Here is a 17,973-nt window from a genome sequence, read left to right on the forward strand (position 1 = left end):
GCGGGCCGTCCCCGTCATCGCAGCCAATCGGATCGGAACACGTCCACCCATCCCATGTTCGCGGACCCCGGCAACAACCCGAACCGGCGATCGCCTTCGCGATGCCGGTCGGGATGCCTGCGGGCCATCATGGCCCGCAGGGTTTCAGCCGCTACGCGTGGATCACTTCGCCGTCAGGATCTGCACGCCCGCCGCCTGGGTGGTGGCGAACAGGCTGCCGTCGGGCGCGTTGCGCATCTGGACCGGCTCGTAGCCCGCGATCGAGGTGCGCTTGAGCAGGCGCGGCGCGGAGGGCACGCTCACATCGTATTCCTCGATGCCGTTGCCGCTGCCGTACCAGGCCCGATTGCCGCGCACCGCCACCGCGGAAAAGGTGGTGGCGTCAGGATCGGCCGGGGTGGCGGCGACCAGCCGCGGGGCCTTGGCATTGGACACGTCGAGGATGCGCAGGCCGCGGCGGCAGGCGACGTAAAGCAGCGAGCGCGCCGCGTCCAGGGACAGCCCGGTCGCCGAATCGCAATCGGCGTCCCAGCGCGCCAGTTCCACCAGGTTATGCGGATCCGAGGCATCGATGATGCGCACACCGCCGTAGATGATCTCCGAACTTCCCGCTTCGGCCGAGTACAGGATGCCGCCCTGCGCGGCCATCGCCCAGGGTGCGTCGGGCATCCACCAGTTGGACACCAGCACGGGGTTGGATGGGTCGGTGATGTCGACCACGCCCATGCTCGGGCCATTGGTGTTCTTGCCCACGTACAGGCGGTTGCCGATGACCGCGACGCTCGATGCATACGGGTATTCCAGGCGCGCGATTTCCCTCGGCTTGAGCGGCGCGGACAGGTCGACCACGATCAGGCCATAGCCCCATACCGCCAGGTAAGCAGTCTTGCCGTGCACGGTCATCGCGGTGTAGCCGCGCGCTTCCATGTCGTCGGGCAGCGGCGGTTCCAGGCGTGCCAGCGGCACGAGCGTGTTCGGATTGGCCACGGTGATGCCGTAGTCGTACTGCAACAGCACGGCATAGCCATCGACGAAGCCCACATCCATCGGATTGACGCCACCGGGCTGGACGCGTTCGCTGGCGAACTGCGGCTTGTCCGGGTTGCGTCCGTCGATCGCCAGCAGGCGGTCGTCGCTGCCCAGCATCAGGCCCAGGTCGTCGCGCAGCGGCAGCGCATGGCGCGCGGCGAAGGTGCGCAGATCATGGTTGGCCATGAACATCGGCTGCGCCGGATCGGCCACCGACCACACGTCCAGGCCGTGGAAGCCGCCGGTGTAGACGTGCTGGCCGAGCCGCATCCCGGTCAGTGCGCCGTAGGGCATCTCGGTGCTGCCGACCAGCTGGACCTGGGCGGGATCGGACATGTCCAGCACGCTGAGCGAGTGGCCGAAGCCGTACGCGTACGGCGCCTGGAAGCCCACGTTGACGATCTCGGTGCCTGGCGAAGAGTAGAACGCCGCTTCCCTGGGCGCATCCGGCACGGAAATGTCGATGGTGCGCAGCAGGTAGCCGAACAGGAAGCTCTTGCCGCCGGCATACAGCAGATTGCCGCTGGCCGCGACCAGGGTTCCGGCCCCCGGGCCGATGCCCGCGGCGCGCAGCCGCGGCCGGCGCGGATCGGCCAGGCTGCCGACGTAGAGATCGTTTTCGGTATCGAACAGGTACAAACGGTTGTGTGCAACCGCGATGCCCGCGGCGCAGGTCCGCTCGGCATCGCCGGCATACCCGGCCACTTCGCCAACCCGGCGCGGCCGCTGCGGATTGGCGAGCGAATACACCACCACGCCGCCGCGACGACAGCTGCCTTCGCGCCAGCTCGCGTACAGATATTTACCGTGCCGGGCCAGTCCCTGGATCACGCCCGGGGCCATGTCCGCGCTACCGGCCAGCACCGGCATGGCCGGGTTGGCGTAATTCCAGACGGACACCCTGCGGCCGGTCGGCACGTAGACCAGATCGCCGTAGGCGAGCGGTTGGCTGAGGTCTCCGCCCACCGAGGTTTTCAGGCTGAGCGGTTTGCGCGCGGTCTGCTGGCCGGCTGCGGCGGCGGCGCCGGTGCGATCGCCTTCGGCAAGCAGGGGCTTTGCCGTGCCGGTGCGCGCGGCCTGCGGCGCGCTGCCTTGCAGGGCGATGTTACCGGCGGCGAATGCCGTCGCCATCAACGCAGCCCAGGCGGCGGCAATGGCGAGGTGTCTACGGATCTTCATGGAACAACTCCGATGGGGGATGTGGGAACGGCCGTGCGATCCGTCGCGGGGGGTCCTGGGTCAACAGGGTCGATGCGGCCGGCGTAGCCGCACCACGATGAAGCTTGTTCGATGTGCGTTGGCGGCCTCGCGATCAGTAACGCGGCTGCAGGACCTGTGCGTACGCCTTGCGCCAAGCAGGGCATCGGATTCCGCCCACGCTACCGCCGGGCCCGGCCGTGTCATTCCAACGGCATGATCGTTTGCCTACAACCACATGATCCGCGCGCCGGAAGCCCGCACGAGTGTCGCTACAGGGCCGGCGGCGACTCCGTCATCCCATTTGGCAGCGGCCGCTCACCCGCGAGCGCGCGGGCGTGCACCAGTGCCCGGCCGGCCAAGGCGTCCTGGTCCAGGGCCTGATAGAGCTGCCACTGCAGCACGGCGGCGTCGAAGTCCTGCTCGGCCCAGGGCGCCACCCGACCTACAAGCGCGCTGGCTTCGGCCAGGCGACCCCGCTCGATCAGCCAGGGCGCGTAGTCGGCGACCGTTTCCAGCACGTCTTCCGGCACCCCCGCCGACTCCACCACTCGCAACGCCTCCTGGTAGGCGGCGTCGGCGGCGGCTTCGCGCCCTGCCTGCCGCTCCGCAACCGCTCGGGCCAGCGTGGCCATCCATGCCGGTGCCCGCAGGTCCGGCGGCCAGGGCAAGGGCGGCGCATCCGCGCGCAGGCCGATCTGGCGCTGGCGCAGCCGCAGCCATGCCTGTAGCCGCGGACCGGCGCCCGGCGCGGAGGTCTGCAGAATTCCGTTCACCATGTGCAATGCCGTCGGCGTCTCGCCCCCGCGCCAGGCCGCTTCCATCAACAGGAAACCGCGACGCTGGATGTCGCCCGGCGGCACGTTGCGGGCCGAAGGGGCATCCAGCAACGCGCGCGCGGCGCCCAGTTTGCCGAGCCGCAGCAGGACCTCGGCGCGATCCAGGGTCAGCGTGCCGAGCTGTGCCGGGTCGCGGATCCGTTCGCGCAGGGCCCATGCCCGCTCGCTCTGCTCCCAGGCCGCCTGTGGTCGGAGCAGGCGCAGGTTGACACCGACCAGGGACGAGCGCGCCGTCACCAGTTCGTTGACGGCCCCGTAGCGTTCGAAGTCCCTGGCCGCCTGCGCGAGGTATTGCAGAGCCTGGGCCGGGCGGTCGCGGTCCATCTCCAGCTGGCCGAGATTAGCGTCGATGCGCGAGGCCGCCAGCGGGTCGCCGGCGCGCAGGGCCTGCACCCGGGCCTGCCCCAGATCGGCCAGCGCAGCGTCGAAGCGGCCCTGCATCGCCCGGGCAACGCCGCGGCCGGTCAGCGCCTGCGCCAGCTCGGCGTGGTGGCGGGCAGGATCGACCACGGCGATGGCCGCGGCGAAATCGCGTTCGGCGTCGGTGCTTTTCTCCAGGCGCACGTGCATCGCGCCGCGTGCATTCAACAGCCGCGCGCGAAACAGCGGCTCGTGGCCGGCAGGCGTGGCCAGGGCGCGGTTCAGCCCCGCCAGTCCCTGTTCGAAACGGCCTTCGCGAAATTCGATCCGCGCCAGTTGATACAGCAGTTCGGGCGTGTTGCGCTGCAGTTCCGGGGCGGCGGCGAGAATCCTGCGGGCCGTCTCGAGCTCGTTGCTCAGCATGGCGGCGCGTGCGCGCTGCAGACGCTCCTGCAGGCCGAGATCCTGCTGGCCCGCCTGCGCCGGCCGACCCAGCGCGGAGAGCAACCGATCGCTGGCATGCCTGGCGGCAGTCAGCAGATCCGCATCCTCGCCGACGGCGCTGTTGCGGGTGCCGTCGTCGTTGCTGCCCTGCAGGCTCACGCGCCAGATGCCGTTGCGGTGCTCGGCCGTGCTGCGCACGGTGCGCCGACCGCTGGTGACTGCCCCGGCCCCACCCGACCCATCCCCGATCATCACCAGCGTGTTCTCGCTCGGCGGCACCGCAAGGCCCGCCCTGCGCATGCGGTCGGCGATGAAATCCATCAGGCCGAGGCGGATCCAGGCCGCATCGCGCGCACCGCGCACTTCGGTCGGCAGCACCAGGGTCACGGACGGCGCGCCGGTTTGTACATCCTGGACCTTCGCCCCGCGCCACCACCACGCCGCGCCCACAGCCGCGGTCAACAGAAGCGCCAGGCCAGCAGTCGTCCACCACGCGCGCCGTCCGCGCGAGCGGGCAGCATTTGCGATTGGGGGCGTCTGCGCCGCTGCCAGATCGGGTGCGGAGCCTTCGATGCCTGCGTGCGTCTGGATGCCCAGGGGGTCTGCCTGTTCCGGGACGACCGCCGCCTGCGACAGGCGCGCCGCTTCTCCGGAGTCGACCTGGGTTTCGGCGACCCAGCGAAAGCCGAACCGCGGCACGGTGCGGATTGCGTTCTGGGCATGCCCGTCGTCGCTGACCGCCCTACGCGCACGCAGCACGATCTGGCCGATCTGCGCATCGGACACGTTGCTGCGGCCGAACACCGCAAGAGCAAGTTCGTCCCTGCCGACGGCGCGATCGCGATGTTCGATCAGGTAACGCAGACAATGGAATGCACGCACGGGAAGCGCGATCGGCGCCCCATCGCGGGTGAGCTCACGGACGGCCGGATCAAGGACGAACGCGCCGAATTTGAACCGCGCCGGTGTCATGCGCCGATATTCTGGCACGCGGAACGTGGCCCCTCCCGACTCCCCGGCGCCTGACCGCCGGATCCCCGAGCGGGCCGTGCCTGGATCCCATTCACGCCGATTCGACAGCAGCCTGCATGGCGCTGGCAGCTACATGCTGCTGACCCATCGGCCGCACGCCAGCGCCTTCCCCGACCGCACCTCAGGTCAGGGCATGCGATCCCATTCCCGGTTTCAAGGCGGGCTTGCTACGCCATCACCCGTGGCGAAGTTGACTCAGGTCAAGGCTCGCAGCGAGGGATCTGCGATGTTGCGCTCGAAGCGCACAAGCCACCTCGAGGAGGATCGGACATGTTCAAGCACATCCTGCTACCTACCGACGGCTCGGAGCTGTCGCTGCTCGCGATCGAGCATGGTGTCGCACTGGCCAAGGCCATGGGCGCCCGGGTCACCGGTTTCCACGCCGCGCCCCCGTTCCATACCTTCACGCACGAATGGATGCAGCTGGAATTCACGCGCGAGGAATACCTGCGGGTAAGCGCGGAACAGACGGCGAACATGCTCGGGGTGATCGAGAGCGCGGCCCGGACTGCCGGCGTGGCGTGCGACACGGTGTCGACGACCAGCGACCACCCTTACGCGGACATCCTCAAGACCGCTACCGAGCGTGACTGCGACCTGATCGTGATGGCCTCGCACGGACGTCGCGGCGTCAAGGGCCTGCTGCTGGGCAGCGAGACGCAGAAGGTGCTCACCCACGGCAACGTGCCGGTGCTGGTCTATCGCTAATGCCGGGCGGCAATTGCGTGCGAAGCCGCGACGGAGCGGCTGCGGAGTGCAGGCAAGCCCCACGGTGCGGGGAATGCAGGCGGCCTACGGGTTTGCGCAGTGGTGGGCCCACCAGGACTCGAACCTGGAACCAAAGGATTATGAGTCCTCTGCTCTAACCATTGAGCTATAGGCCCGCACAGCGCAGAAATTCTAGGCCATCGGCGATCGCCGTGTTCCCGGCGGGGAACTCACCGCATCGACATGGAATACGGATGCTCGGCGCCCGCCCCGGGCCAGTCGCGGTTCGGCTCGGCCTGCATGGTGAAGCGCAGTTCGCCGCCGGCCATCAGTTCCTCGTGGCGCAGGAAGGCGCGCGCGAGTGGCTTGCCGTTGAGGCTGACGCTGCCGACATAGGTGTGCGCATCGTCGAGCCTGTCGGCGATCACCGTGAAGCGCTTGCCGTTGGGCAGGCGCAGGGTGGCGCTTGGCAGGAACGGGCGGCCCAGGATGTATTCGTTGCTGCCCGGCGCCACCGGATAGAAGCCGAGCGCGGTGAACACGTACCAGGCCGACATCTGGCCCAGGTCGTCGTTGCCGGCCAGGCCCTCTGGCGTGGGCTTGTACTGGGTGTCCATGATCTGCTTCAGCCGCGCCTGGGTGCGCCACGGCTGTCCGGCATGCGCATACAGATAGGCCACGTGATGGCTGGGTTCGTTGCCGTGCGCGTACCAGCCGATCAGCCCGGTGATGTCCTCCATGTGCTCGAACACCTTCGGGTCGACCTTCGCGTCGAAGACCTCATCGAGCCTGGCCAGCAGCGGGTCGGCGCCGCCGTGCGCCTGCGCCAGCCCGGCCACATCCTGCGGCACGTACCACGAGTACTGCCAGGCGTTGCCCTCGGTGTAATCGGTGCCGTAGCCGCTGGCATCCGGATCGAACGGCGTGCGGAACGCGCCATCGCGCTTGCGCGCGCGCATGAAGCCGGTCTCGGGGTCGAAGGCGTGCTTCCAGTTGGCAGCGCGCTTGGCGAACGCAGAAGCGACATCATCGCGGCCCATCGCCTCGGCCATGCGGTGGATGGTCCAGTCATCGAAGGCGTATTCGAGCGTCTTGGAGGCCGCTTCGCCTTCCTCGTCGATCGGCACGTACCCCAGCTCCATGTACTGGCGGATGCCGTCGTAGGGACCGTAGCTGGCGCTGGCGACCATGGCCGCGAGCGCCGCGTCGGCATCAAATCCGCGGATACCCTTCAGGTATGCGTCCGCAATCACCGGTACCGCGTGATAGCCGATCATGCACCACGTCTCCAGGCCGTGGAACGACCAGATCGGCAACACGCCATAGGGGCTGTGGCGCTGCGCGGCGAGCAGCGAGTTGACGAAGTCGGCATTGCGCCGCTCCGGCTGCACGATGGTCAGCAGCGGATGCAGGGCACGGTACGTGTCCCACAGCGAAAAGGTCGAGTAGTGGGTGAATCCTTTGGCTTCATGCACGGCGTTGTCCGGGCCGCGGTAGCGGCCGTCGACGTCCATGAACAGGCTCGGCCCCATGAACGCGTGATAGAGGGCCGTATAGAAACTCCTGCGCTGGTCCTCGCTGCCCTGCGCATCGACCACGCCGAGCGCCTCGGCCCAGGCCTGTTTCGCGGCAAGGCGTACGCCGTCGAAATCCCACTCCGGCACTTCGGCATCGAGGTTGGCGATCGCGCCGGCTTCGCTCACCGGGGAGATCGCGAGCTTGGCCAGCAGCGGCTTGCCGCGCAGGTCGCCGAAGTCGAAGCGCGCGACCAGCTGGCGTCCTTCGATCTGCGCGCGCTGGCTGGGATCCTTGTCGCCCGGCGGCGGAAAGCCCTTGTACGGAACGTCCTGCTCGGTGTCGTGCAGCGCATGAGCGTTGAGCGGCTGCGAAAAGCGCAGGGCGAAGTGCAGCTGCCGCCCCGGCGCCCAGCCGCGGGTTTCGCGAAAACCCGTGATGGTGCCATCGGCATGCACGCGCAGGCGCGACCACAGGACCTTGCCCGGGTAGTCGTACATCGAGGTGCGCAGATCCACGATCACGTGTGCGGGTTCGCCCTGCGGGAACGCGTAGCGATGCACGCCGACGCGCGCGGTCGCGGTGAGCTCGGCGCGCACTGCGTGATCGGCCAGGGTGACCGCGTAGTACCCGGGTTCGGCCTGCTCGGTGTCGTGCGCGTAGCGCGAGGTGTAACCACTACCCGGCTGGGCCGGGTCACCGCGCTCGAGCTTGGACTCGCCCGACACCGGCATCAGCAGGATGTCGCCCAGGTCGGAATGCCCGGTGCCGGAGAAATGCGTATGCGAGAAGCCAACGATGGTGTCGTCGCTGTGGCGGTAGCCCGCGGCCCAGCCGTAGGCGTCCTTGCGCGGCTGGATGCGGGTATCGGGGCTCAGCTGCACCATGCCGAACGGCACCACTGCGCCGGGAAAGGTGTGGCCTTCGCCCCCGGTGCCGATGAACGGATCGACCGCGGCGTAGGCGCGTTCCCCCGCTGCGGTCGTCACATCGGCCGCATCGGCGGTTGCCATGCCAACCATCATCGCCAGCATGCCCAGCGCGACCGTGCCGCCGTTTGCCTTGCGCATTCCATTCTCCGTTCCCGTCAGCTGCGGTCCGCGGGAAACTACCATGCGACACGCGCTCCGGGCAGTACGCCGCCGTGCGCCAGTCGGGCATGCGCAACGATCGCGGGCTGCTGACACCAGGATGTCAGCAGCGCGGACGCATGCTGCGCCTCCCACCGAGGAGCATGCGCATGAGCACACGACAGATCGCCGACCGCCTGGTCGAACTTTGCCGTGAAGGCAAGTACGAACAGGTCTACGACGAGTTGTTCGCCGCCGACGCCGAGAACATCGAGATGCCGGCGATGGCCGAAGGCCCGCTCGGCAACGTGAGGGGCCTGGACGCGATCAGGGCGAAGAGCCAAGCCTGGTCGGAAGGGCTCGAACAGGTGCACGATGGCAGCGTCGGCGAGCCGATCGTGGCCGGTAACTGGTTCGCGTTGCCGCTGACGATGGATGCGACCTTCAAGGGGCGCGGCCGGATGCAGATGGAGGAAATCTGCGTCTACCAAGTGCGCGACGGCAAGATCGTGCGCGAGCAGTTCTTCTACGACGCCTGACGCGTTCGGATCGCAGCTCAGCTCCCGGTGCCGGCCCGCAGCGTGGAGGCGCGGGCCAGCACCTGCGGCGGCGTCACTTCCTCGGGAATCTGGAACAGGCCCAGGCGGCGGAGTACGCGGCCCGGCCCACGCGCCGAGGTCAGCGCCACGATCGGTATCGACAGCGCTAGACCGGCGATCACCGGTGCCATCCAGGCCGCGAGCGCCGGCGAAACCGCATACGCGATCGCAGCCATCAGCACGCCCAGCAGGGTCGTGCCGCCGTAGCTGCGCAGCAATCCCGACAGCGGCAGGCTGCCGTCGTCGCGGCGCTGCGGTTCCCAGCCCGAATCGCGTCCGGCCAGCACTTCGGCCACGCCGCGCGCCTGCACGTACATCGTGATCGGGGCCATCAGTGCGGCGATCAGCGTCTCCAGCAGCATGCTCAGCAGCGCCCTGATCGTGCCGCCGCATCCGCGCCGCAGCTCGCGATCGAACAGCATGGCCACATAGCCGAGCAGCTTGGGCGCCATCAGGATGGTCATGGTGAACACGAACACCCACACGAAACGCTGCGGATCCTGCTCGCGCCAGAACGCGACCGGCGAGAATCCGGCGGTGGCGGACGCCGGTTCCGACAGCATGGCGTGATGCAACGGGATGGCGATGCCGATCAGCATCAGCAGCGCCCACATCGGCGCGGTGAAATACTGGCCGATTCCGATCAGCAGGTGCCAGCGGTTGACCCAGTGCAATCCGCGCGCCGGCAACACCGCGCCGTGCTGCAGATTGCCCTGGCACCAGCGGCGATCGCGCACCAGCATGTCGGTGAGCGAAGGCGGCCCTTCCTCGTAGCTGCCACCCAGGCCGGGCACCATGTACAGCGCCCAGCCGCCGCGCCGCAACAGCGCGGCCTCGACGAAGTCGTGGCTGAGCACGGTGCCGCGGAACGGCCTGACCCCGCGCAGTTCCGGCAGGCCGGCGTGCGCGGCGAAGGCAGCAGTGCGGATGATCGCGTTGTGTCCCCAGTAGTTGCTCTCGGCGCCATGCCACCAGGCGATGCCATGCGCAACGATCGGTCCGTACACGCGTCCGGAGAACTGCTGCATGCGCGCGAACAGGGTGTTGCCGTTGACCACGACGGGGAAGGTCTGGATCAGCGCCACGTCGGGATGCCGCTCCATCGCCGCCGCCAGGCGCACGATCGTGTCGCCGGTCATCAGGCTGTCCGCATCCAGGATCAGCATGTGCGGATACGCCGCACCGAAGCGGCGCACCCATTCGGCGATATTGCCGGCCTTGCGCTCGGCATTGTCGGCACGGCGCCGGTAGAACAGCCGCGCACCGTCGCCGAGCCGCTGGCGCAGGACGGCGAACGCGGCTTCCTCCTCGGCCTGGATCTCGGGCCGGGTGGTATCGCTGAGCACGAAGAAATCGAACTGCCCGCCATGGCCGGTCGCTGCGACCGACTCGTACATCGCCTGCAGTCCCGCCAGCAGCCGATCGGGAGCCTCGTTGTAGGTGGGCATCAGTAACGCCGTGCGCGAGGCGGGCACCGGCAGCGGATCGTGCGGCGACAGGCCCAGGCGCACATGCGGATGCGCCAGCACGTTGACGAATCCGGCCAGCGCGCTGACGAAGGACTGCGCGATCCACGCGAACAGCGCCACGAACAGCAGCAGCAATAGCCCTTCCAGCACATCGGTGCCCTGTCCGCGCAGCAGCCACCAGATCTGGTAGGCGGCGGTCAGGGTCAGCGCCGCGGTCACCCCGATCACGCATACCCGGCGCAGCCACATGCCGGCGGGCATCGACGGCAGCGACGTGCGCGCGAGCCTTCCCTCGCGCAGCGACTGGATCGGCATCGGCAGCGGGGTCTCCGCGGGCAGCCAGTCGCCCGGGGCTGCCGGCGAGGGTGGGGCCGTCGCTGCGACTACGGATTCCATCGATACAGCCAGGTTTCCGACAACCGTCCCTGCGCGTCGCGCAGATGCGCCTGCAGTTCGATCTCGGTGTGCTTGCCCGGCACCAGTTCGAAGCTCAGGCGCCAGTGCCCGACCGCATCGTTGCGGTAGACCACCGCGTTGCGCACCTGGCCCTTGGACGCGGTCACCACCGGCTCGATGCCCTTGGCGTCGGCCGGCAGCTTCGCCATTCGGCCGCCGGCCAGCTCCAGCACGATCAGGCGCGCATCGGGCCGGTCGGGCTGCTCGAACTTGGGCACCGCGCCGATGCGAGTGGCCGCGACCAGCGCAAGGTCCGGCTGCCAGCTGTGGTCGTCGCACCAGTGCAGACGATAGCGAAAGCGGTATTCGCGCCCGGCCGCGAACGGCTGCGCGGGGCGCCAGAACGCAACGATGTTGTCGTGGTATTCGTCGGCAGTCGGGATTTCGACCAGCACCACCGCGCCGGCTCCCCAGTCGCCGACCGGTTCCACCCACAGGCTCGGGCGCTTCTGGTAATTGGCCTCTGCGTCCATGTAGTCGGTGAAGGCGCGCTTGCGCTGCATCAGCCCGAAGCCGCGCACGGCGCTGTCCTGGAAGGTACTCATCTGCAGCGCCGCCGGATTGGACAGCGGCCGCCACAGCTGCTCGTTGTTGCCGTTGAGCATGGCCAGTCCATCGGAGTCGTGCACCGCCGGCCGGTAGTCGTCGATGCCCAGGCGATCGCCGGCGTCGAACTGGAACATGCTGGTCAGCGGCGCGATGCCGGCGCGCGCCAGTTCCACCCGCGGATACAAGCGCATGTCGACATCGAACACGGTTTGCGTGCCGGGGCGGATCCGGAAGCGCAACGCGGCCGCTGCGCTGGGGCCGTCCAGCAGCGCGTGCACCACGACCGCGTCGGCGCCCGGTGCGGGACGTTCGAGCCAGAACGTCGTGAACGCGGGGAATTCCTCCGGCTCCGGATCGCCGGTCCTCAGCGCCAGTCCGCGTGCCGACAGGCCATAGGCCTGGCCCCTGGCCACGGCGCGGAAGTAGCTCGCGCCCTGAAACACCGCGAATTCGTCCAGGTAGTCGGCGCGGTTGACCGGGCCGTGCAGGCGGAACCCGGCGAAGCCGAGGTCGCGCGATTTCGGCACCGGCGACTTGCCGTAGGTGAACATGTCGGGCGAATACGGGATGGGCGATGCGCGTCCATCGACCACTTCGTACAGATCGACCCGGGCCTTGGCGGTCCATCCGCGGTGGAAGAACTGCGCCTGGAACGGCGAGGCGGTCCCGCGCCACAGCGCATGGTCGGCGCGGAACCGGTAGTCGCGGTACTGGTCGTAGTCCAGGCCGGCCAGTTCCGGGGGCAACTGCAGGTTCGGCGGCCGGTACGGCTGCGCCGCCAGCGACCGCGCCAGCCGCGCCACCGTATCGGCGTCGAAGGCCTCGGCGGCGGCCGGCTGCGCGGCCGCGCCCTGGGCTGCGAACGCTCTTCCACGACCGAACGCCGCCATCAGCGGCAGCGACAGACCGGACAGGATCACATCACGACGACGCACGCGCTTACCCCGGGGGATGGGTTCGCCGCGCACTATACGGATCGTGCGCGCGCACGGTGTAAGAAACGCATTCACGCCGGTATCGGCCGCACGCGCGATGCGGACGCCTGCGCGCCCGACACAAAGAAGCCCCGCGATGCGGGGCTTTTTATCTGGCGCCGCCAGTGCGGCGCGTTATTCGATATCGAGGAAGCTGCGCAGCGTCTCGGAACGGCTCGGATGGCGCAGCTTGCGCAGCGCCTTGGCCTCGATCTGGCGGATGCGCTCGCGGGTGACGTCGAACTGCTTGCCGACCTCTTCCAGGGTGTGGTCGGTGTTCATGTCGATGCCGAAGCGCATGCGCAGCACCTTGGCCTCGCGCGGAGTCAGTCCCGCCAGCACGTCACGCACCGTTTCCATCAGGTTGGTGTTGGTGGTGGCGTCGATCGGCGATTCGACATTGGTGTCCTCGATGAAGTCGCCCAGGTGCGAGTCCTCGTCGTCGCCGATCGGGGTCTCCATCGAGATCGGCTCCTTCGCGATCTTCATCACCTTGCGGATCTTGTCCTCGGGCATGTCCATTTCCTTGGCCAGCTCCTCGGGCGTGGCCTCGCGGCCGTACTGCTGGAGCATCTGCCGGGAAATGCGGTTGAGCTTGTTGATCGTCTCGATCATGTGCACCGGGATGCGGATGGTGCGCGCCTGGTCGGCGATCGAACGGGTGATCGCCTGGCGGATCCACCAGGTCGCATAGGTCGAGAACTTGTAGCCGCGGCGGTATTCGAACTTGTCGACCGCCTTCATCAGGCCGATGTTGCCTTCCTGGATCAGGTCGAGGAACTGCAGGCCGCGGTTGGTGTACTTCTTGGCGATGGAGATCACCAGGCGCAGGTTGGCCTCGACCATCTCCTTCTTGGCCTTGCGCGCCTTGGCTTCGCCGTAGGCCATCTGCCGGCTGATGTCCTTGATGTCGCCCAAGGTCACGCGCATCGCGCTTTCGATCGCGATGGTGGCTTCCTGTTCGGCGACGATCTGGTCCTTGACCTCGCGCAGGCCAGACGACCACTTCTGCTTGCGCTTGAGGACGTCGTCGACCCAGTGCAGATTGGTCTGGTTGCCTTCCCAGGCGCGGATGAAGTCCTTGCGCGGCATCTTGGCGACCTTGGTCGACAGATCCAGGATGCGGCGTTCGTGTTCCTTGATCTGCGCCAGCACGTCGCGCAACTTGCGGACCAGGGTATCGGTCAGCGGCAGCGGCAGCTTGAGGGTCATGAACAGCTCTGCCATCTCCTCGCGCAGCTTGGTGACCGGCTTGGCGCTGGGGCCGTTCTTGGCGTAGGACTTCTGGAACTTGGCGTAGAGCGCGCCGAGTTCGTCGAAGCGGCGCGCGACCTCGACCGGATCCGGGCCGGTGGGACCGGCTTCCTCGGCCTCGGCATCGTCGGCGTCGTCCGCGTCGTCGAGCGCGTCGGCGTCCACTTCTTCCTTCGCAGCCGGCGGTGGCAGCGGCTCGTCGTCGATGCCGTCGTTGAAGCCGACCACGATTTCGGCCAGGCGCTTCTTGCCGGCCTTGTGCAGTTCGTAGTCCTCGAGCAGCAATTCGACCGACCAGGGGAAGCTGGCCAGCGAGGAAAGCATCTGGTTGAGGCCTTCCTCGATGCGCTTGGCGATGGCGATCTCGCCCTCGCGGGTGAGCAGTTCCACCGTGCCCATCTCGCGCATGTACATACGCACCGGATCGGTGGTGCGGCCACCTTCGGCATCGAGCGCGGACAGAGTGGCGGCGGCTTCCTCGGCGGCGGTGTCGTCGACCTCGCGGCCGCTGCCGGAGGTGCCGGCCAGCAGCAGGGTCTCGGCGTCGGGCGCGATCTCGTGCACCTCGATGCCCATGCCGTTGATCATGCCGATGATGTCTTCGATCTGCTCCGGATCGACCATGTCGTCGGGCAGGTGGTCGTTGACCTCGGCATAGGTCAGATACCCCTGCTCGAGGCCTTTGCTGATCAGCAGCTTGATGTCGGACTGCGGGGCAGTCTGCCGTTCTTGGGCGTTGGCCATGGAATCAGGTACCGGAAGAATCGTGCGAAGTGAACTAACCATTATACCCGCGCGGACGGGGCATCCGGCCGGAACCGGACATCGCGTGACGGGCGCTGGGGGTGACGTGGAAGGCGATCAAGCTCGGAGGCCACGTGCCGGGAAGGCCATATGGGCGCCCGGATGCAGTTTTTCCAGCCCCGCCGAGCCTCAGGCCCGAAGCAGGAAGGTCACCGGGCCATCGTTGACCAGGCTGACCACCATATGCGCGCCGAAACGCCCGGTTTCAACGCCTGATAGGTGATGTTGACGGCATTCCGCAAGCAGTTCGCCGAAGATCCGCTCGGCCACGGGAGGTGGCGCCGCGGTGCTGAAACCCGGCCGCATGCCGCTGCGGGTATCCGCGGCCAGGGTGAACTGGCTGACCAGCAGCAGCCCGCCGCCGGTGTCGGCGAGCGAGAGGTTCATGCGCCCGGCCTCGTCCGCGAACACGCGATAGCCCAGCAGGCGCTCGCGCATCCGGGCCACCTGCGCGGCGCCGTCATCCGGCTCCACGCCCACCAGGGCCAGCAGGCCCGGGCCGATCCTGCCGACGATCTCGCCATCCACTTCGACCTGGGCCCGGCTGACGCGCTGAATTAGGGAGAGCATGGGCACAGAGGGCGACTGCGGGCCCGCGATTGTGCGGCGTTGCCCATGGCGTCGCACCCACCCGATGGCGGCGACGTGCGCCACCGCGACCGCCGAACCGCGCCGTCCCGACCGATACACTCGCCCGATGACCAAGCTCGCTGCCCGCCTGCTGTACTGGCTCGCAGCCGCCTTCGCGCGGTTGCCATGGGCCTGGCTGCGCGCGCTGGCCGACGCGCTGGCCGCGCTCTGGCTGCGGCTGGACGCGCGCGAGGCGCGGGTCGCCAGGCGCAACCTGGAACTGATCGGCCCGCAGTGGCCACCGGCGCAGCGCGCGGCGCTGCTGCGCGAGGTGCTGCGCTCGACCGCCCGCCAGCTGCTGGAAACCCTGCGCCTGTGGACCCGACCGCACCCCGAAAACCTGGCGCTGATCCGGGAGGAACATGGCGTCGCCGGATTCGATGCCGCGATCGCCGCAGGCCGGGGCGTGATCGTGGCCGCCCCGCATCATGGCAACTGGGAGCTGCTCAACCAATGGCTGGCTGCGCACACGCCACTCGCGATCCTGTACCGGCCGCCGGATTCAGCTGTGGGTGAGGCGTTCCTGCGGATCGTGCGTGCCGACCGGTCCGGTCATCCCGAGTGTGGCGAGCCGAAGGACCGGGTCACCCAGGTCCGCGCGGACGGCCGCGGCGTGCGCGAGCTGTTCCGCATCCTGAGGGCCGGGGGCGTGGTCGGGATCCTGCCCGATCAGCAGCCCAAGGCCGGCGATGGCGTGCTCGCGCCGTTCTTCGGCCTGCCGACCTACACCATGACCCTGCTCGGACGCCTGGCCGAACGCAGCGGGGCCGCGGTGCTGTTCGCATGGTGCGAGCGGATCGACGATGCGCTGGGATTCGCGCTGCATATCGAGCCGGCGCCGGCGGGGATCGGCGCAGCCGACGCCGCGCTGTCGACCGCCGCGCTGAACGCTGCGGTCGAAGCCATCGCGCGCCGCGACCTGGCCCAGTACCAGTGGACCTACAAGCGCTTCCGGCTCAAGCCTTCGCGCGATCACGCCGAGAACCCCTACCGCGACACGCGCCGATGAGCCAACCCGATCCCCTTTCCCCACCCATCGATCCGGGGCACCGTGCCGACGCCTCCGCCGGCTGGCGCAGCCTGCCGCCGCAGGCGCGCAGCCTGTTCGTCCTGTCCGGGCTCATGCTGGCCCTCCCGGCAGGGTTCGCAGCGCGGGTGCTGACCCGTGTGTTCGACCTGCCTTATCCGTGGAGCACAAGCCTTGCGATCGCACTGCTCGGCGCCGCGTTCGGCGCCTGGCTGGGGCTGCGACGCTACCGGCACACCCGCTGGCTGCTGGATGCGGACGGGTTCTCGCTGCGCAAGGGCCGCGTGTGGCAGTCCGACACGCGCGTGCCGGTGAACCGGGTCCAGCATCTGGACCTGCGACGTGGCCCGCTGGAGCGGCGCTACGGCCTGGCGACGCTGGTCATCCACACGGCCGGCACCCGCGACAGCGCGGTGAACGTGGGCGGTCTGGACGCTGGCGACGCCGAAGCGCTGCGCGACCTGCTCGCGCGGCAGGTGGAACATGACCAACGCTGAGGCGGACACGCCGGAGCTCGCGCCGCCCGAACGCAGGCTGCACCCGTGGTCCTGGCTGTTCGTGCTGGTGCAGCAGCTCAAGCAGTTCCTGCTGCCGCTGATCGTGCTGCTGGTGTTCGGCCGCGGCGACCGCAACGAGCTGTGGGGTCTGATCGCGGTGGGCGTACTGGCGCTCATCTCGGTCTGGCAGTACTTCACCTACCGCTACCGGATCGAAGCCGACAGCCTGGTGGTGCGCAGCGGGCTGTTCGAACGCAGCCTGCGCCAGATCCCGTTCGCGCGCATCCACAACGTGGCCCTGCACCAGACCCTGCTGCACCGGCTGTTCGACGTGGCCGAGGTGCGGCTGGAATCGGCCGGCGGGCGCAAGCCCGAGGCGGAAATGCGGGTGCTGCGGCTGTCGGAGGCCACCGCGCTGGAAGCCCTGGTCCGCCGGCATGCGCGTGCGGCGTCCGTTGCCGGCGCAGCCACTCCAGACGCGGACGCGGAGCTTGCGCACGAGGTCGAACAAGCACACGAGCTCCTGCATCTGCCCGTGGCTGAAGTGATCCGCCTGGGCATGATCTCCAACCGCGGCATGCTGGTGGTGGGTGCCGCCTTCGCCACCATCAGCCAGCTCAATCCCGATCTGCTGGGCGAACCGGTGGAAGCGTTCGCGCGCGCGCTGGTGCGTTGGCTGGATCTGCACCAGCTGGGGCTGATCCAGTACGTGCTGGCCACGGCGGGCTTCGTGCTGGCCGCGGTATTGCTGCTGCAACTGCTCTCGGTCGCGCTGGCGCTGTTGCAATACAGCGGCTTCCGCCTGACCGAAACCGGGCCGCGCCTGACCATCGCACGCGGGCTGCTGACGCGTGTGCGGACCAGCGCCTCGCGCCGGCGCATCCAGGCATGGACGCTCAGGGAAGGCCTGTTGCACCGGCTGTTCCGCCGCCGTGCGCTGCTGGTCGATACGGCCGCCGCGCAGGCGCAATCCGAACAGCGCGCATTCCGCGAACTGGCGCCGGTGATCACGCCCGATCGCGCCGACGCGCTGGTCAGGCATCTGCTCGAACATGCGCACTGGCCGCTGCAGGGCTGGCAGCCATTGCACCCGCGCGCATGGTGGCGGCTCGCGATTCCGGGCGTGGCCGTCGGCCTGGCGGCGACGGCGGTGCTCGGCTTCCACTTCGGCACCTGGGGCCTGCTGGGTCTGCTGTGGCTGCCGTGGTCGCTGCTGGCGGCGCACCGCCATGCGCAGCGCGCAGGCTTCGCCTTCGAGGGCGAACTGATCGCGGTGCGCGAAGGCTGGTGGTCGCGCCATTGGCGCTTCGCCGAACTCGACAAGCTGCAGACCCTGCGCCTGCGTCGCGGTCCGCTGGACCGGCGCCTGGGCATGGCCTCGCTATGGCTCGACACCGCCGGCGCCGGCGCGTTCGCACCGCCGCTGCGGATCCGGTTCCTGCCCGTTGCGCAGGCCGAAGCGCTGCACGCACGGCTGGCCGCCGAGATCGCGCATCGGCCGCTGCGCTGGTAGCGGCCGC

12 protein-coding genes and 1 tRNA gene are annotated in these 17,973 nt (G+C 68.8%); 5 read left to right on the forward strand and 8 right to left on the reverse strand.

Annotation, left to right across the window (positions count from 1 at the left end; genetic code table 11):
* Positions 1-162: 162 nt before the first annotated feature.
* Both MC380_RS13105 and MC380_RS13110 read right to left on the reverse strand, forming a co-directional pair.
* Positions 163-2,208 (reverse strand): hypothetical protein, encoded by a 2,046-nt coding sequence (locus MC380_RS13105; protein ID WP_242165264.1) that lies wholly within the window; start codon positions 2,206-2,208, stop codon positions 163-165.
* A 290-nt stretch (positions 2,209-2,498) separates the two neighbouring features.
* A complete protein-coding gene (locus tag MC380_RS13110) occupies positions 2,499-4,841 on the reverse strand; it encodes a winged helix-turn-helix domain-containing protein (protein ID WP_242101790.1) in 2,343 nt (780 codons plus the stop codon).
* 330 nt (positions 4,842-5,171) lie between these two features.
* On the opposite strand from MC380_RS13110, the gene MC380_RS13115 reads away from it, so the two are divergent.
* A complete protein-coding gene (locus tag MC380_RS13115; RefSeq protein WP_242101791.1) occupies positions 5,172-5,609 on the forward strand; it encodes a universal stress protein in 438 nt (145 codons plus the stop codon).
* Positions 5,610-5,709: 100 nt separating this feature from the next.
* On the opposite strand, the gene MC380_RS13120 is transcribed toward MC380_RS13115, so the two are convergent.
* Positions 5,710-5,785, reverse strand: a tRNA-Ile gene (locus tag MC380_RS13120).
* Between the two features lie 54 nt (positions 5,786-5,839).
* Positions 5,840-8,149, reverse strand: a complete 2,310-nt coding sequence (locus tag MC380_RS13125) for a GH92 family glycosyl hydrolase (RefSeq protein WP_242102939.1) — start codon at positions 8,147-8,149, stop codon at positions 5,840-5,842.
* A gap of 215 nt (positions 8,150-8,364) precedes the next feature.
* Here MC380_RS13125 and MC380_RS13130 point away from each other — a divergent pair, with 215 nt between their 5' ends.
* Positions 8,365-8,733: a nuclear transport factor 2 family protein gene (locus tag MC380_RS13130; protein WP_242101792.1), complete on the forward strand. Its 369-nt coding sequence runs from the start codon at positions 8,365-8,367 to the stop codon at positions 8,731-8,733.
* Between the two features lie 17 nt (positions 8,734-8,750).
* On the opposite strand, the gene mdoH is transcribed toward MC380_RS13130, so the two are convergent.
* The 4 genes from mdoH to dtd all read right to left on the reverse strand — a co-directional run bounded on the left by mdoH (position 8,751) and on the right by dtd (position 14,869).
* Positions 8,751-10,658: a glucans biosynthesis glucosyltransferase MdoH gene (gene mdoH / locus MC380_RS13135; RefSeq protein ID WP_242165266.1), complete on the reverse strand. Its 1,908-nt coding sequence runs from the start codon at positions 10,656-10,658 to the stop codon at positions 8,751-8,753.
* Complete coding sequence (locus MC380_RS13140; protein ID WP_242165267.1) at positions 10,646-12,202, reverse strand: glucan biosynthesis protein; 1,557 nt, start codon at positions 12,200-12,202, stop codon at positions 10,646-10,648. The genes mdoH and MC380_RS13140 overlap by 13 nt, the downstream gene beginning before the upstream one ends.
* Positions 12,203-12,376: 174 nt before the next feature.
* Positions 12,377-14,239, reverse strand: coding sequence for an RNA polymerase sigma factor RpoD (rpoD, locus tag MC380_RS13145; RefSeq protein WP_242101795.1), 1,863 nt, complete (start codon positions 14,237-14,239; stop codon positions 12,377-12,379).
* Positions 14,240-14,428: 189 nt separating this feature from the next.
* A complete protein-coding gene (gene dtd / locus MC380_RS13150) occupies positions 14,429-14,869 on the reverse strand; it encodes a D-aminoacyl-tRNA deacylase (RefSeq protein ID WP_242165269.1) in 441 nt (146 codons plus the stop codon).
* A gap of 127 nt (positions 14,870-14,996) precedes the next feature.
* Between dtd and MC380_RS13155 the strand changes: the two genes are divergently transcribed.
* The 3 genes from MC380_RS13155 to MC380_RS13165 are packed head-to-tail and all read left to right on the forward strand — an operon-like array spanning position 14,997 to position 17,966.
* On the forward strand, positions 14,997-15,938 hold the full coding sequence (locus tag MC380_RS13155) for a lauroyl acyltransferase (protein ID WP_242165271.1): 942 nt from the start codon (positions 14,997-14,999) through the stop codon (positions 15,936-15,938).
* Positions 15,935-16,453 (forward strand): PH domain-containing protein, encoded by a 519-nt coding sequence (locus MC380_RS13160; protein ID WP_242165272.1) that lies wholly within the window; start codon positions 15,935-15,937, stop codon positions 16,451-16,453. Before MC380_RS13155 ends, MC380_RS13160 begins: the two co-directional genes overlap by 4 nt.
* The gene (locus tag MC380_RS13165) at positions 16,440-17,966 is read left to right on the forward strand and encodes a PH domain-containing protein (protein WP_242165274.1); all 1,527 of its coding nucleotides are present in this window, start codon (positions 16,440-16,442) and stop codon (positions 17,964-17,966) included. The genes MC380_RS13160 and MC380_RS13165 overlap by 14 nt, the downstream gene beginning before the upstream one ends.
* Positions 17,967-17,973: the final 7 nt, after the last annotated feature.

Source organism: Lysobacter sp. M15 (assembly GCF_022662515.1).
Taxonomy (GTDB): domain Bacteria; phylum Pseudomonadota; class Gammaproteobacteria; order Xanthomonadales; family Xanthomonadaceae; genus JAKPBU01.